The sequence below is a fragment of the Limibacterium fermenti genome (assembly GCF_041902845.1).
Taxonomy (GTDB): domain Bacteria; phylum Bacteroidota; class Bacteroidia; order Bacteroidales; family Dysgonomonadaceae; genus Limibacterium; species Limibacterium fermenti.
Genome location: NZ_CP159486.1, coordinates 1,381,288 through 1,396,453, shown reverse-complemented (window position 1 = coordinate 1,396,453; position 15,166 = coordinate 1,381,288). Strand labels below are relative to the sequence as shown.

Genomic DNA, 15,166 nt, shown 5'->3' with positions numbered 1-15,166 from the left:
TATACACATCATCCTTCATACATCATACATCATTACGCCTGCCCTATGCCTCCGATAGGCGGCAGAAAACCTCCGGGGTCGCCCCCCATGCGAATCGGACCGTTGGCATTTTCAAACTTGTCGATATTCTCTTTTAAAGCGAATAACAACCGCTTGGCATGTTCGGGCGTCAGGATGATACGCGACTTTACCTTGGCTTTGGGTATTCCCGGCACTATGCGGATAAAATCGATAATAAACTCCGACGTGGAATGCGAAATGATTGCCAAGTTCGAATAAGTTCCTTGGGCCACGTCCTCACCCAATTCTATTTGTATTTGATTTTGTTTGTCTAAATTTTCCATTAGTCGATTAATATTTCATTGGGGTTCTCTTTCAATTCTATTCAGAATCTATTTAAATTTATTTCGCGGTTCAAAAAGATTTGTTTTTTGAAGGCGAAGAATACTCTCATGACCACCTTTCGTAAGGAATTTAAATCGTTTCTTACGAACAAAGGAAAAAAAATTTCCGCTAAGTACAAAGGATATGAGCAGAATAATGCACCCGCATGTCCGTTTTTTTCCACACAAAGTCCGTTTTCACACTTAAGGTTCGAGCAGGCCTTCCACACGAGGTGAGCTCCACCCGTCATCGTTCGCATGGATTATTTACTTTTTTACCGTCACGCCGCAGAGTGACATTCTCTTCCTACAAGTTTAATTCTACATAAGGTAAATCCAGCGAATCCGCAACATTTTTGAAAACGACTTCTCCTTTTACGATATTCACGCCACTTCGCAAATCAGGAAATTGTTTACAAGCGCCCGCCCATCCATTTTCAGCCAATCGAATCACATATGGGAGCGTGGAATTGGTGAGCGCGCGAGTGGATGTAACCGGAACCGCTCCGGGAATGTTGGCGACACAATAATGAACAATTCCATCCACTTCATACGTTGGATGGGCGTGGGTGGTAGGATGTGTCGTTTCGAAACAACCTCCCTGATCGACCGAAACATCAATCATTACCGTTCCGGGAACCATCTCTTTCAACATTTCACGTTTAACCAGATGCGGCGCTTTTGCTCCGACCAGCAAGGTCGCGCCAATAACCAAATCAGCCGTCTTAATCGATTCGGCTATAGACATTTCTGTGGAATAAAGCGTCTCCACATTCGAAGGTAAGATTTCCGATAAGTATCGAAGCCTGTTTAAATTAACATCCAATATTTTGACTCTTGCGCCCAATCCGGCGGCCATTTGCGCGGCATTATGCCCCACTACCCCAGCTCCAATAATGACGACTTCAGCCGGTTTCACGCCGGGAACGCCTCCCAACACGACTCCTTTTCCTCCCTGGGGTTTCTCCAGATACTTTGCTCCCTGTTGAATAGATAAACGACCGGCAACTTCACTCATCGGAATAAGTAACGGCAACGCCCCATTTTTATCGATCACTGTTTCATAAGCAATACAAACCGATCCACTCGAAAGCATCGCTTCCGTTAATTTTTTATTGGATGCAAAATGAAAATACGTGAATATCACCTGATCTTTTTTTATCAAAGGATATTCTTTCTCAATGGGTTCTTTTACTTTCACGATCATGTCGGCAGTTGCATACACATCCTCAATATGATCGAGAATGACAGCCCCGGCCCGTTGATAATTTTCGTCCGGTAATTGACTTTCGACACCAGCCCCTCTTTGCACAAAGACTTTGTGTCCTCTACGGGTAAGTTCGAAGACTCCATCGGGGGTCATTGCGACTCTTCCCTCCTGCTCTTTAATTTCTTTGGGTATTCCTATAATCATAATAAAATATTTAATAAATATATTTGAGATTTCATCCTTTTCCGGAATTTGGAATCCGCTTAAATCGCTGACGAAAGGCGGTCATGAGAGTATTCTTCACCTTCAAAAAACAAATCTTTTTGAATCGGAAAATAAATCTAAACAGATTCTTATTCTATTTTCAACACATAGACCATTACAAGTTAAACATCTATTAGAATACAAAAATAGTAAGAAAAGAGATTCCGCAAGTATTTTATTAGAATAATATTTCACCGCCATTTTATTATTTTTATCCTTACCACAGCATTTTGACCGACTCTTTTCGGAAAATATTTCACCAATTGCCAATTAATTGCTATTTTTGCACCACAATTCTATCATTCAGTATAATATAAAAACAAATAGAAAAAATGGTAAGTTATAAAGAATTGGGTCTTGTGAACTCAAAAGAACTATTTAAAAAGGCAATTGACGGAGGATACGCAATTCCTGCTTTCAATTTCAACAACATGGAGCAATTGCAAGCCATCATCTCGGCTTGCGTAGAAACCAAATCTCCGGTTATCTTGCAGGTTTCGAGCGGTGCCAGAAAATATGCCAACCAAACGCTTTTGCGTTATATGGCCCAAGGAGCCGTGGAATATGCCAAAGAATTAGGCTACGAAATTCCTATCGTATTGCACTTGGATCACGGCGACAGCTTTGAACTCTGCAAAAGTTGTATCGAATACGGATTTTCATCCGTGATGATCGACGGTTCGCACCTTCCTTACGAAGAAAATATCGCCTTAACAAAAAGAGTCGTAGAATACGCTCATCAACACGATGTAACGGTGGAAGGCGAATTGGGTGTCTTAGCCGGTATCGAAGACGATGTGGTTGCTGAACATCACACGTATACCGAACCCGATGAAGTGGTGGATTTTGTCAGCCGCACCGGCGTCGACTCATTGGCTATCTCTATCGGCACTTCGCACGGAGCCAATAAATTCACTCCCGCTCAATGCACCCGTGACGAAAACGGCCGGCTCGTACCGCCCGAATTGCGTTTCGACATCTTGAAAGAAATCGAAGAAAGAATCCCCGGATTCCCCATTGTTCTTCACGGTTCTTCTTCCGTACCTCAGGAATATGTGGATACCATTAATAAATACGGCGGTCATTTGAAAGATTCTATCGGTATCCCCGAAGAACAACTGCGTAAAGCGGCTACTTCGGCTGTATGCAAGATCAATATAGACTCTGACGGACGTTTGGCGATGACTGCAGCCGTACGGGAAGTATTTGCTTTGAAACCCGCTGAATTCGATCCGCGTAAATATCTCGGACCGGCTCGTGACGAATTGAAGAAACTCTACAAACACAAAACGGAAAAGGTTCTCGGCAGCGCCGGAAAAGCTTAGAAACTGTTTCTTAATTCAAGGTTTTATAAAAAACTCCCCTGCGGAATTCCGCAAGGGAGTTTTTTAGTATGTGAATGATCACACTAATAATCCCGTTTTAAATCTGAAATCATTTCGAATAGCTTTCTTTTACAAAGGGGCTATCGATCAAATAATCATAACTCATTTTCACGCTTTCTAACGGAGTGTAGTCATATCGTTCTACCTCTACGACATTATATTTTGTTCCGGCTTCGGCAATATGATTGAAGATAGCATCAAAACCGACCGCTCCGCTTTGTCCAAGTTCTTTTTCATCTTTAATATGCAGGATTTCGAATCTTCCCGGATATTTTTTGAAATATTCGACCGGTGTTTTTCCGCCGCGATTCACCCAATAGACATCCATTTGGAAGAATACTTTTTTCGGATCGGTATTTTGCAGGAAATAATCGTAAATGGGTTGTCCTTCTATTTCCTGAAATTCGAAATTGTGATTATGATATCCGAAACGCATACCGGCTGCATTGACTTTCTCCCCTATTTGATTGAAATAATCGGCATACGCTTTTACATCATCCAACGTCTTAGGAGCAGGGATCCAAGGAACAATAACATATTTCATGCCCGCTGCTTTATGAGCTTGGATAGCCGTATCCCACCATTGCCAAATTTCTTCCCAATTGGTATCGGCAGTCTTTTCAGCCAACGGTCTTCCGACGTGTGAAGAAAGAACTTGCATGCCGGCACCCTCAATCGCTTTTTTAAACTCTTCCGGAGTCAATCCATAGAATTTGCCGTCGGCATATCCGGCCGCTTCCACGCCCGTAAAGCCTATCTCGGCAACCTTCGCAATCGTACCCGGAAAATCGGCTTTGATATCGTCCCGTACGGAATACAATTGGAGATAGAGGTCTTTTTTTTGTTTAGGCCTTTCATTGCTTTCACCTGATTTTGCCTGTTGATTGCATCCGGCCAAAGCAACCAGACCGGAGAACAGGACTACGATTAGTAATAATGACTGTTTTTTCATTGTAATACAATTATTAAAAAAGAGCATCCTTAATAGAAACATCTATTAAGAACACTCTTTATATGAAAAGATGCTTAATCTAAAACTTTAATTTTGATATTGCGGTACCATACATCATCGCCATGGTCTTGCAATCCGATATAACCTTCTTGGTTTTCACCACCGGCATTGATGAAGTTTTCCCATCCTTTGAATTTACTTCCTTCGACCAATTTCTTCCAGTCATCGGTCCACAAATGATATTCCACTACATTTTCACCGTTTTGTGAATGAACAACCGTTCCTTTGTATACCAACACACCACCGGTATTCCATTCGCCGGCAGGTTTTGAATTTTGCGGAACAGCAGGGATCAGGTCGTATAAAGAAGCCGATTGACGGTTATTATTTTTACCTAATTTAGCATCCGGATGTCTTTCGTTATCCAATACCTGATATTCGGGAGCCGATTTCCAGATAGGTTCGCCCTCAACTTCCTGAGCCAAATAAAGCACACCGCTATTTGCACCTTCCGACACTTTCCATTCAAAGGTAAGTTCGAAATTTTTGAATTTCCGGTCATAAATAAGATCGCCGCCATCCTTAGCGCCGGCTTCTCCTTTTCCCGAACCATTGATCTTTAAAGCACCATCCTCAATAGTCCAAGCTGCCGGTACATCGGTACGTCCGTAGCCGCGCCACCCGTTAAGGGATGTGCCGTCAAAAAGGGTGATCCATTCGTCTTCCGGAGTTACTTCCACCGAATCTGTCGCTTGGGCATCCGCTTTCTTTTGAGCATTGTTGCAGGATGCAAAAATCATACTCGACATAATGAGTAAACTAAATACATAATACACTTTTTTCATAACGATTTCTTTTTTTTATAAACTTATTTTCTTCAATATCATTTCATTTTTGTAAAAATGGAATGATATGCCATTCCGGAATATTCATAAGAACTAACCGGAATGACATTTTCCGAAAGGAAATTACGTTTTTATTGAGTTTTTACGGCATTGCCGGTAATTTCCATCCGTTTTTATACGTATGCTTGATTAATTCCTCTGCATAAGCATTGGCATCCACCGGTTCCGTCCATGTTTTATCGAAAGAGGGATCACCGTCGGTAATCTTAAATCCGTCAGCGATAATCGTGCGGATAGTTGCACCGGCCGGAATATTGGTAAACTTCATATTTGCCCCGTCCCAATGCAATTCCTGATTCAGGCTCTGCAATCTGACACCTAACACACCCATTACAACCATTTCGTTGAAAGGACCTGCTTCGGAGAAAGGAGAAGCGGTTTCGACACGATTTTCGGGACTTTCCTTGGCAGCGCGTACCCAGTCCAGTTCATGGGAAAGAGTTACTTCGCGTTGGGTTTTGGGAGAATCGGGTTTTCTTCCGGAAACCAACCATGGATTTACACCGTAACATCCGCAGATAAGCGTATCTTTTGTTCCGTGGAAAATAACGGCTCCACCGCTATCATTCAGGTTCTTGCCGGCGGGTACGCCTTCGGGACGAACCGGTAGCAAACCACCGTCGTACCAATTAACTTCCACTTCGGGGAAAGCCACCTTAGGAAGATTTTCGCGTGCGGGGAACGTATATTTAACGATTTGTGCGGTGGGAGCGCAATCATTCAACAACATGGTCGAAGAGCCTTCCACTTTGGTAGGATAACCCAGTCGGAGACCTTTAAATACCGGATGAAGAATATGGCAAGCCATATCGCCTAAAGCTCCCGTACCGAAGTCCCACCATCCGCGCCAGTTCCAGGGATGATAAATATTATTGAACGGACGTTTGGCAGCCGGGCCTATAAAGAGATCCCAATTGAGAGTAGAAGGGATTTTGTCAACTTGTTTGGGAGTATTCAATCCTTGCGGCCAGATAGGACGGTCGGTAAAGGCCTCTACTTTTTTAATCTCTCCGATTTCACCATTCCAAATCCAATCGATTACTTGCCGAACACCGGAGCCCGACGAGCCCTGGTTACCCATACTGGTAGCAACTTTATACTTTTTAGCAAGGCTCGTGAGCAAACGAGACTCATAAACGGTATGGGTTAACGGTTTCTGAACATAGACATGCTTTCCAAGGGTCATTGCATCCGCAGCGATAACAGCATGGGTATGGTCAGCCGTAGCCACGACAACCCCATCGATGGTTTTTCCCAACTCTTCATACATCTTACGATAATCGTAATACTTCTTAGCCTTCGGGAAATGTTTGAATACGCGATCGCTATATTTCCAATCCACATCAGCCAGACCTACGATGTTTTGGCTTTCCAGATTTTTCAGATTTGCAAAACCCATTCCACCAATTCCAACAGCAGCAATATTGAGCTTATCACTGGGAGCCGTATAGCCCATACTTTTCCCTAATACCGTTGACGGTACTACCGTTAATCCGACAGCTGCTGTTGCACCTGCCTGGATAAACTTTCTTCTTGACATTTTTGACGACATAATTTCTGTTTATTTAGATTAGATACTAACAATAAAAAATTAAATATTTGATAGTTTATACTTATTGATATCTTTTTGATACAAATGCCTCACCTTCTACTTATAGACCGTAAAGATATAAAATTATCGGCATAACAAAAACAATAAAGAAAAAATAGTTTTGAAATAAATTTCGTTCAAAGATACTAAAATGATTGTTTAATCTCCAAAAACACCTGATTAAATCAATATATAAGGAGTATCCATTATGATATCGGATACTCCTTTATTCCTGTTTTATTCTTCTGCTGCAGCCAAATCCGCACTTACCAGAAGACTGCCTGATCTTCGTCAGGAATCAATGTACTGATATTACGTTGCAAAATCATCGTTCCTTTACATCTGTAAGGAAATACCATGTTTTCACTGGAATCACTGTCTTTATACTTATATTCCATCGTCAGCGTAAAGAAGCGTTTAATAATATGCGGACGGTCGATATCGAATTCCTCTTTGATTTCGTAAGTAGGCTCTCCTATCACTTCGAATTCCAAAGCCGGATTATCCGCACTTAATATCAATCTTCCCTTTTTCACATAAAGCCCGGTACCATCTCCTGTTCTTGAATCTTTTATTTCCGTCACTTCATCAGGTGGAAGGAATTCGCATTTCACTTTAAAATCACCCCTGTTTTCGGCCAATTCCTCGGTAATGCCGGCATAAAAGAAAATGGTATTTTCATCCACCACTCGGGCCTCACGGGTACTTGCCGTCATATACTTGGTTGTATTGTTCCCGAAATACACATACATACTACCCGCATTATAATTACCGGAATAGTCGTTAAACGGCATTATCCAGAGTAACGCTTTCTGCCGGCCTTTATACGTGTTCAACGAATAGGAAGCATCGGGCAAAACGGTCAATGGCAACACCCATTTTTCCACCAGGTCCAATCCCGAAAATTTAAAGTTGATATCGAATAAAGCCACGTCGCTGCCAGCCGGAATATGACAAGTCTGCGAAGGCAATTCATAAAAACTCTCCGGCAATTGATGATAATATAAATCGGTTCTTGCCGCATATTTGTCGATGTTCAACGCGTTTAACGTATCATTATCCACATCAATACGCACATTATAATCCCGATCATTCGTTTGTGATCCGCTTACAATAACCGGAAGTTTATAAGTGACCGTAGAATCATTGGGTTTATATCTTAAATAAATAATGGAGACATCATCCCTGTTAATCGGCGCTTTCAATGATACCATTCGGGTATACAGTTCATCTTCCCATTCGTTATTGCAACCGGAGAGACAAAAAAGCGCACCAAATAGAATAATCAAATAAAAATATAAATTTTTCATCTGTGTTTTTTGTTTATATATGAATCAATCAAATGAAGGCCATCCCGGAGCCTGAGTCAAGCGAGCGTTTCTTTTCAACTCTTCGTAATTTATCGGCCAGAAATATTTTTTCATAGACCAGCTTGTTTGTACACTTGGCACAACGACTTGTTCATAGAAGAACTCCCGGGATTCTTTCGGAACGGTTGTGTTGCAACCATAAATCATTTGGCTCTCTTCTTCCGGCGCATCTTTCCAACGGCGAAGGTCGTAATAGCGTTGGTTCTCCCCTAAAAACTCAATCTGCCGTTCGCGTTTGAGCGCCTTTCTCAATTCCTCCGGATTGGTATACGGATCGCCCATACCGACTTCATCGTAATTAGGCACTCCGGCTCTCAAGCGTACCGGAAGTACGGCCGCTTTCATAGCCGGGATATCCCGTGAAATACTATACGTTTCACGACCATCCCATGAGGCAATCTGATAGGTCGAGGTCAACTCATTCAATGCCTCGGCATACATCAGGAGGATATCGGCATACCGGATCGCCGGATCCACTTTGGAATATGCAACACCATCTTTATAACTCTCTTTCGGATTTACAAATTTCATCATTCCGATACCGGTGGGTATCCAACGATCGTCGGTACTCACGATTTTACGCCCGTCATCTTCTCCGTAATAGTAGAAGATTTGGAAATCACGGTTATTGGCATCCTTTGCACTGGTACAGGCCCAATGAGCGCCGCTAAAAGCCACCGACGCATAAAAGCGCGGTTCCCGGTTGGCATATTCCAACCAAACATCTTTCCTCAAATAAGGATATTCCCCGTCTTTCTGCGTAAACCCTTTCGGGCTGGTGCTCCGATCGAACGGTTTCCCGTCGTTCATACCGTAAGCGTCGCATTGTTTACCCGTGATGCCGTGGCAATTCCATCCGCCGCCTTTACTAACCGGCATTTGGTGACGAGTCATAGATTGTATTCCATATTCGTCGTTCAGTTGATTATCGCCGCGCGAAAAAATCAATTCGGGATTCTCATTAACATACAGGTCGCCATTAAACAGCGAGCGATACGAATCCAACGGATCGATATCCTTCCATCCGCCTTCCTCCCAAGTTTTCTCGGAATATACGGGATGATACGGAGGTTCTACCGTTTTCGGATAAGCCCCCCAAAGTCCGCCGGTAGTCCGTTTAGAAGTGACATATATTTTATATTTGCCTAATTTTATCACATCCAAAGCCGCAGCAGCCGCCTTCGCCCATTTCTCCTCATCATATTGCTGAGAAATGAGTTGCTTTCCCTGATCATCGACAAAGGAAGACATTTCCGGATTTCCATTCATTAACGGGCTCGCCGCATATAGGTAGGCTTTGGCACGCACCGCCAATGCGGAACCTTTTGTAGGGCGTGAAGCGCTACGGCTATCCCGGTTACTTTCTAAAAGTCCGGCGGCCAACAGCATCTGTTCGGAGATATACTCCACACATTCGTCATAAGTATTTCTCGGATAAATCAGATTTTCATAACTACTTTCATAATCAATCCCTTCATCAGGCAAGATAGGTATAGGACCGTATTTTCTCAACAACAGCCAATAGAGATAGCCGCGAATGAAGTAAGCTTGACCTTTTAAATCCCGGTACCTTTCTTCGCTAATTTCATCGCCCGGATGCACATGTTGCAGGAAAATAGAAGCCTGGCGGATACCCTCGTAGGACTGATCCCAAGGGCGGTAAATAAGATCATGTACATTCCCGCCGTACTGAGGGCCGTATTGGCCGAATTTATAGTTAGAGTAAGAAATGCCGGCGCCGGGCTCCGTAAAAATCATATCATCGGAGTAATTGGTAAGCGTAAACCGTACATGCCCAATTTCCAAATTAAAGGAAAGAAGCTGGTAATAAGCATTAGCGAGCCACTGTTCGGTGTAATCTCGGCTATTGAATATACGCTCCAAATCTTGCCTGTCGTTAAAATAGCGTTCTACATTCAAATGATCGGAACAAGATTGCAAGCCGACACTTAAACAGGCTATGATACTTAATAGAATATATTTCTTTTTCATAAATGTTTTACTTTTAAATATTAACGGTTAATCCTACTGTTACGGTTTTTCCCAACGGATATTTCATTCCATTGGAACTACCCATTTCCGGATCCCATAATTTGAATGAGGAGAAGGTCAATAAATTTTGACCGATCACATGTAACCGTACTTTACTCAAGTGCAGTTTGGTAGTAAGCACCTTGGGCAAGGTATAGCCCATTTCCAATGTTTTCAGGCGCAAGTAAGCGCCATTCCGGAGCCAATAAGTAGAGGGGCGGTAATTGTTGGCATTTCCCCCATAACTCAAACGCGGGTATTCGGCATTCGGGTCTTCGTTGACTCCCAACATCCAGCGATTAGCATTCGCCATTTCTTCGAGGATATTCCCCCATTCTCCATTAATAAAGGGATATACGGTAAATCCATCGATGAAGAAATTCGATTTTCCGGCACCTTGGAAATGCAGGTTAAAATCAAAGCCCCCCCACGTAGCGGATATGCCCAAGCCGTAAATTAAATTAGGCTTGGTGGTAGCGCCAATAGGTACAATATCATCATTATTGACGATGCCGTCGCCATTAACATCCTTATACTTGATATCACCGGGCATGATATCCCGAGCATCACCAAAATCTTGACGGGGACTATTCCGGATATCGTCATAATCCTTGAAAAGGCCTAAATCAATCAATCCTTTCGCCTGATCCACCCGGAATCCGGTACGACGGAGATACGGATAACGGTTGACCATTTCATCGGCTTCGGTAATTTCGTTTTTGCTGTATGTGAAGTTTCCGCGCAACTGCAATCCGACTTCTCCGATCTTTTGATCGAATTTGAAGTTACCGTCGAACCCTCTCGACTTTACACTTCCCACATTTGCCGAAGGGTTTTGACCTTGAATACCGACCATATCGGGCAAATAATCTCTCCTCATATAGATACCCTCGCGTTTTTCATCGAAATAATCCACTGTCAGTCCGAATTTATCGCCAAAAAGGTACAAATCTACTCCCACGTCGTGCTTCTTGGCGGTTTCCCAAGTGACATTATTGGAAGATACCTTTGTATAGGTCAATCCCGAATAGGAGAATGGGCTACCCAGGTCGCCCCAATTGTAAGATATCGTTTGATCTCCGGCACTTGTATTCCTGCTATAATTTCCAAATTCGGCCAGATAAGGAAAGCGTGTCTCCGGTTTTTTCGGATCGACACCATCCGTCCCGACTTCTCCGTAAGAGTACCGGATCTTAAACATACCCAACCAGTCGATGTTGTTTTTTACAAAACTTTCCTCCGCGATATTCCATGCCACAGAATAGGCAGGGAAAAAACCGAATTGATGCCCTTTAGCAAAGTTTTCCGAACCGTTATAGCCGAAATTGAAATTGGCTAAATAGCGATTCATATAACCGTAAGAAAGGTTTCCTGCCAATCCTTGGTGCTTGCGGGCGACCCCTTTCATGATATCCCCCCCGACATTGGAGGTATTTACATAATTGTCTTGCGTATATTTGAGAACACTGCCGATATTATGATCTCCGAAAGTCCTGCCATAGGAAAGTTCCGCTTCCAAGAACTCTTTCCGGTCACCCGACGCAGAAGAATTCTGGGATAGTAAACGTTCTTGAATGAGCCTGCTAAATACAATCTCGCCGTTCGGATTGCGTAACCGTTCGGCTCTCCACATCTCCGGGTTTTTTCGGCGTTGGATATTGTTCTCATTAAAGGTATCGTATCCGTAACGTCCTATAAACTTCAAACCCTTCGTTAGAAAATCAAGATTTTGCTCCAAGGTAATATTCGAATTGATGGTATTTTTCCAGATTTCGGTGTATCCCGTTTGTGTAGCACCTGTCCAGGGATTATATATCGCTTCCCACGATGATGTCAACGTACCTTCTGTCATTATGACAGGTACATATCCGTTCGAATACATCACCGGCATGGTTACGGGATTATAGCCGAAAGCCGAATACCAGATATCGTCGGAACTGACCGCGCCGGAACGATTCGTTTTTTCCAGCGCTCCGCCGATACCTACCTGAATCAAGGTGGAAGACGTCAGGTTCATGTCGATATTCATCCGGTAGTTATAGCGTTGATAATTGGCGTTGGTATCGTAATCTTTCATGTTCCGGTCCACATTATACATTCCCCCTTCGTCCAAGAAGCTACCCGACAAATAATACCGGGCCTTGGATCCTCCGCCTTTCACATTCACCGAAGCGCGATAAGTGGGCGCCCCGTCTTTCAATAAAAGGCCCATCCAATCGACATTCGGATAAATATCCGGATCCAATTGTTCATTGATCATCATTAACTCCGAATCGGTGTAAACCGCTTTTTGATTGCGGGTGGTACGCGCTTCGTTCGCCATCGTAGCATAGGTCATGCCATCGACGAATTCAGGTGTTTTGGTACGGGTGGTCCAAGTATATTCCGCTTTGGCATTTACTTCCACTTTCCCGTCATTCCCTCTTTTTGTAGTGATCAATATAACTCCATTCGCTCCGCGTGAGCCGTATATAGCCGTGGCGGAGGCATCCTTCAAGACAGAGAACGATTCGATATCTTCGATATTGAGTTCATCCATACTCCGTTCGAACCCATCCACCAAAATCAAAGCGCTGGAGCTGCCTCCGAATGTGGAAATTCCGCGGATCCAGAATTCGGAGGTATTTTGTCCCGGCTGTCCCGAAGTCTGCATGGCCAATACTCCGGCGACATTGCCCGCCAAAGCGTTGCTCACACTCGAGACCGGCGTATTCAAAGTTCCCACATCCACGGTAGTAATGGCTCCTGTAACCGTCACTTTCTTCTGCGGTCCCGTACCCGTAATGGTTATTTCGTCCAGCGCAGTGGCTTTTGATTCCTGCATCGTAATATTAAGAGTCGTATTTTCATCTTTTACCAAATGCTCCTGGGGTTCATAACCGAGGTAAGAGAACACCAAATATTGAAAGGGTTCGATCTCTATTTTGTATTTTCCGTCGATATCGGAAATCACACCCAGTCCCGGTTTATCCCTTACAACCACAGTGGCTCCAATTAACGGATTGCCTTGCGAGTCCGCAATCGTACCCGAAACTTGCACCGTTTTTTTCTGGGCAAATATGCTCATAATACCTATAAACGAGCATAAAACAATTAGAATATATTTCTTCATTTTTTCGTGTTTTTTCTTTTGATTTACTCTACAGCAATGGTACGGATACGTTTATTTTGTTTGTCTGCCACATAGAAGATTTCTTCTTCCTCATCATAACAAATACCGGTGGGTTGATCGAAACGGGCTGTTTCTCGCGCTTCTCCATCGATCCAACCATATACTTTGCCATCGGTCCCTGCACTGCCTCGTCCTGCAAATGTGCTGACCTGGCCGTCAGGCGTAACTTTCCGGATGCAACTATTATTATGGTCGCAGACATAAAAGTCATATACATCCGTTTTCCCTTGTGCTACATACTCTTTGTTTTTTACAAAAACCCCTTGGCGCGGACGGTTAAACCGGGCGGAACTTCCCGGGGCATCCGCATACCCCGAACCGCCACCAATACTACCTACATGCAATGACGATGAAACGAGTTCTTTGGTTGTTTTATCATAGGCGCATCGATACACCCCATTAAATCCGGTCACATACACATACAGATCATCCGGGTGCCTGAACATGAAAATATGTTCTTGAGAATTCGCTTTCACACTGAATAAAGGCTTTCCGTCCCACATTTGAGCAGCTTCATCAAATACCTGACGGGCTTTGTAAACGATTGAATTCGTCCAAGTATTGTAAAAAAGGGATCCGTCACCCATGGATACGGCAGAATACGAACACTGTGCATACAGATAAGGATAGACCTTTCTGAAGCCTTCCTCCCGAAGGGCAAAAAACATATTCGGCATTTGGTGCCGGTCGTTCCAGTTGCCGCGTCCGTTGTCATCCACAAAGAAAAGCGTGTCTCTGGTGGGTGTGTCGAACAACATGGATTTCACGCTCTCCACGCCGGCTTGGCCTTTCGTAAACACCGTAGCAACCTCTTGGGTGGTCAAGTTGATTTTGCGAAGCGCTGTCATACCTTCTTCATCGATACAATAGATAATCTTATTTCCTTGTTCGTCTTTATCGAATTCCAACCACCAAGGACTTTGAAATTCAGCTTCTTCAAAAGAGCCATTAATAATGCTGGAAGAATTTGTTTGCGGATCCACCTTACCGGCTAACGTGTTCACCTGTAAAGCTACATGAAGCGTGAACAAATCCTCGAACTGGTGTTCTTTAACCACTTGTCCGCTCTCATCCTTAATCCGGGCCACCACATCGCCCCTGTTGGAACGCCTGGGCACCATAATACATATTTTGGTGCCTGAAGATCCTATAACCGGAGCGGATACTCCTCCGATAGCGACTTCAATCTTCGAAATGTCGGTTCCAAAATTACTTCCTTCAATAAATATTAAGGTACGCATACTTCCTTCCTTTGGAAAGTAATCGGTAAATATTACCGGTTTGGAAGGGTCCGATGGGACGGGAGGTTCAGGGGGTACATATCCTCCCTCCTGACTACAACTGGTCACTACGTAGCCTATTAAAATTAAAATTGCAAAATAACTTGCGAAAATCTTTTTTCTCATTTGTTTAGATTAATAAATAGATTTATAATAGAATGTTTTACCGGACGATAATTCGTCCTTGCCCTCTTCACCTCCTTTTTATCGTGAATGAACCTTTTGGAGGCTTGATCGCCACATCCGGATAAACCGGAAGTTCCAACACCGACATGCCGGTATTCTTTTCGAACCCATTCGGGGTGTTATGCCCCGGGGTTCCTAAACCGATTGTTGCCAATCGGAAAAAATGGATTGTTAATCTTTTCATGATTATCTAACTATTGATATTGAAAATATATAGAATGAATAAAAATGCGAATCTTGAGCGGTAAGGACAGGAAGCCCGATAACGGCTTATTTCGCTTTTTTCCCGCCACGAACGGAAATAACAAAGCCCTTCCGGAAAAGTAACCGGAAGAAACGGAAAAGAAAATGTATCCTTAGGATGAAAACCGCAGACGGATTTTTCCTTAAAAGAAAGAATATGGGAAGAATGAGAATTTCCGAAAAAGCGCTCAGGA

At 43.4% G+C, this 15,166-nt stretch carries 11 protein-coding genes; 1 reads left to right on the top strand and 10 read right to left on the bottom strand.

Annotated elements, in window-relative coordinates:
- Positions 1–32 precede the first annotated feature (32 nt).
- Positions 33–344, bottom strand: a complete 312-nt coding sequence (locus ABNK31_RS06410; RefSeq protein WP_418894851.1) for a DUF3467 domain-containing protein — start codon at positions 342–344, stop codon at positions 33–35.
- Positions 345–690: 346 nt separating this feature from the next.
- On the bottom strand, positions 691–1,797 hold the full coding sequence (ald, locus tag ABNK31_RS06405) for an alanine dehydrogenase (RefSeq protein ID WP_418894850.1): 1,107 nt from the start codon (positions 1,795–1,797) through the stop codon (positions 691–693).
- Between the two features lie 392 nt (positions 1,798–2,189).
- Here ald and ABNK31_RS06400 point away from each other — a divergent pair, with 392 nt between their 5' ends.
- On the top strand, positions 2,190–3,182 hold the full coding sequence (locus ABNK31_RS06400; RefSeq protein ID WP_418894849.1) for a class II fructose-bisphosphate aldolase: 993 nt from the start codon (positions 2,190–2,192) through the stop codon (positions 3,180–3,182).
- Positions 3,183–3,291: 109 nt separating this feature from the next.
- On the opposite strand, the gene ABNK31_RS06395 is transcribed toward ABNK31_RS06400, so the two are convergent.
- The 8 genes from ABNK31_RS06395 to ABNK31_RS06360 form a co-directional block, all read right to left on the bottom strand.
- Entirely contained in the window at positions 3,292–4,194 is a 903-nt protein-coding gene (locus ABNK31_RS06395; RefSeq protein ID WP_418894848.1) for a sugar phosphate isomerase/epimerase family protein, read from the bottom strand.
- A gap of 74 nt (positions 4,195–4,268) precedes the next feature.
- Complete coding sequence (locus ABNK31_RS06390; protein WP_418894847.1) at positions 4,269–5,039, bottom strand: 3-keto-disaccharide hydrolase; 771 nt, start codon at positions 5,037–5,039, stop codon at positions 4,269–4,271.
- Positions 5,040–5,181: 142 nt separating this feature from the next.
- A complete protein-coding gene (locus tag ABNK31_RS06385; protein WP_418894846.1) occupies positions 5,182–6,651 on the bottom strand; it encodes a Gfo/Idh/MocA family protein in 1,470 nt (489 codons plus the stop codon).
- Between the two features lie 305 nt (positions 6,652–6,956).
- Positions 6,957–8,000 (bottom strand): DUF4973 domain-containing protein, encoded by a 1,044-nt coding sequence (locus ABNK31_RS06380; protein ID WP_418894845.1) that lies wholly within the window; start codon positions 7,998–8,000, stop codon positions 6,957–6,959.
- A 24-nt stretch (positions 8,001–8,024) separates the two neighbouring features.
- A complete protein-coding gene (locus ABNK31_RS06375; protein WP_418894844.1) occupies positions 8,025–10,052 on the bottom strand; it encodes a RagB/SusD family nutrient uptake outer membrane protein in 2,028 nt (675 codons plus the stop codon).
- Between the two features lie 13 nt (positions 10,053–10,065).
- On the bottom strand, positions 10,066–13,203 hold the full coding sequence (locus ABNK31_RS06370) for a SusC/RagA family TonB-linked outer membrane protein (RefSeq protein ID WP_418894843.1): 3,138 nt from the start codon (positions 13,201–13,203) through the stop codon (positions 10,066–10,068).
- 23 nt (positions 13,204–13,226) lie between these two features.
- Positions 13,227–14,669, bottom strand: a complete 1,443-nt coding sequence (locus ABNK31_RS06365; RefSeq protein WP_418894842.1) for an IPT/TIG domain-containing protein — start codon at positions 14,667–14,669, stop codon at positions 13,227–13,229.
- A gap of 67 nt (positions 14,670–14,736) precedes the next feature.
- Positions 14,737–14,913 carry a hypothetical protein gene (locus tag ABNK31_RS06360; RefSeq protein ID WP_418894841.1) on the bottom strand — a complete coding sequence of 59 codons (177 nt, stop codon included), beginning with the start codon at positions 14,911–14,913 and terminating at the stop codon, positions 14,737–14,739.
- Positions 14,914–15,166: the final 253 nt, after the last annotated feature.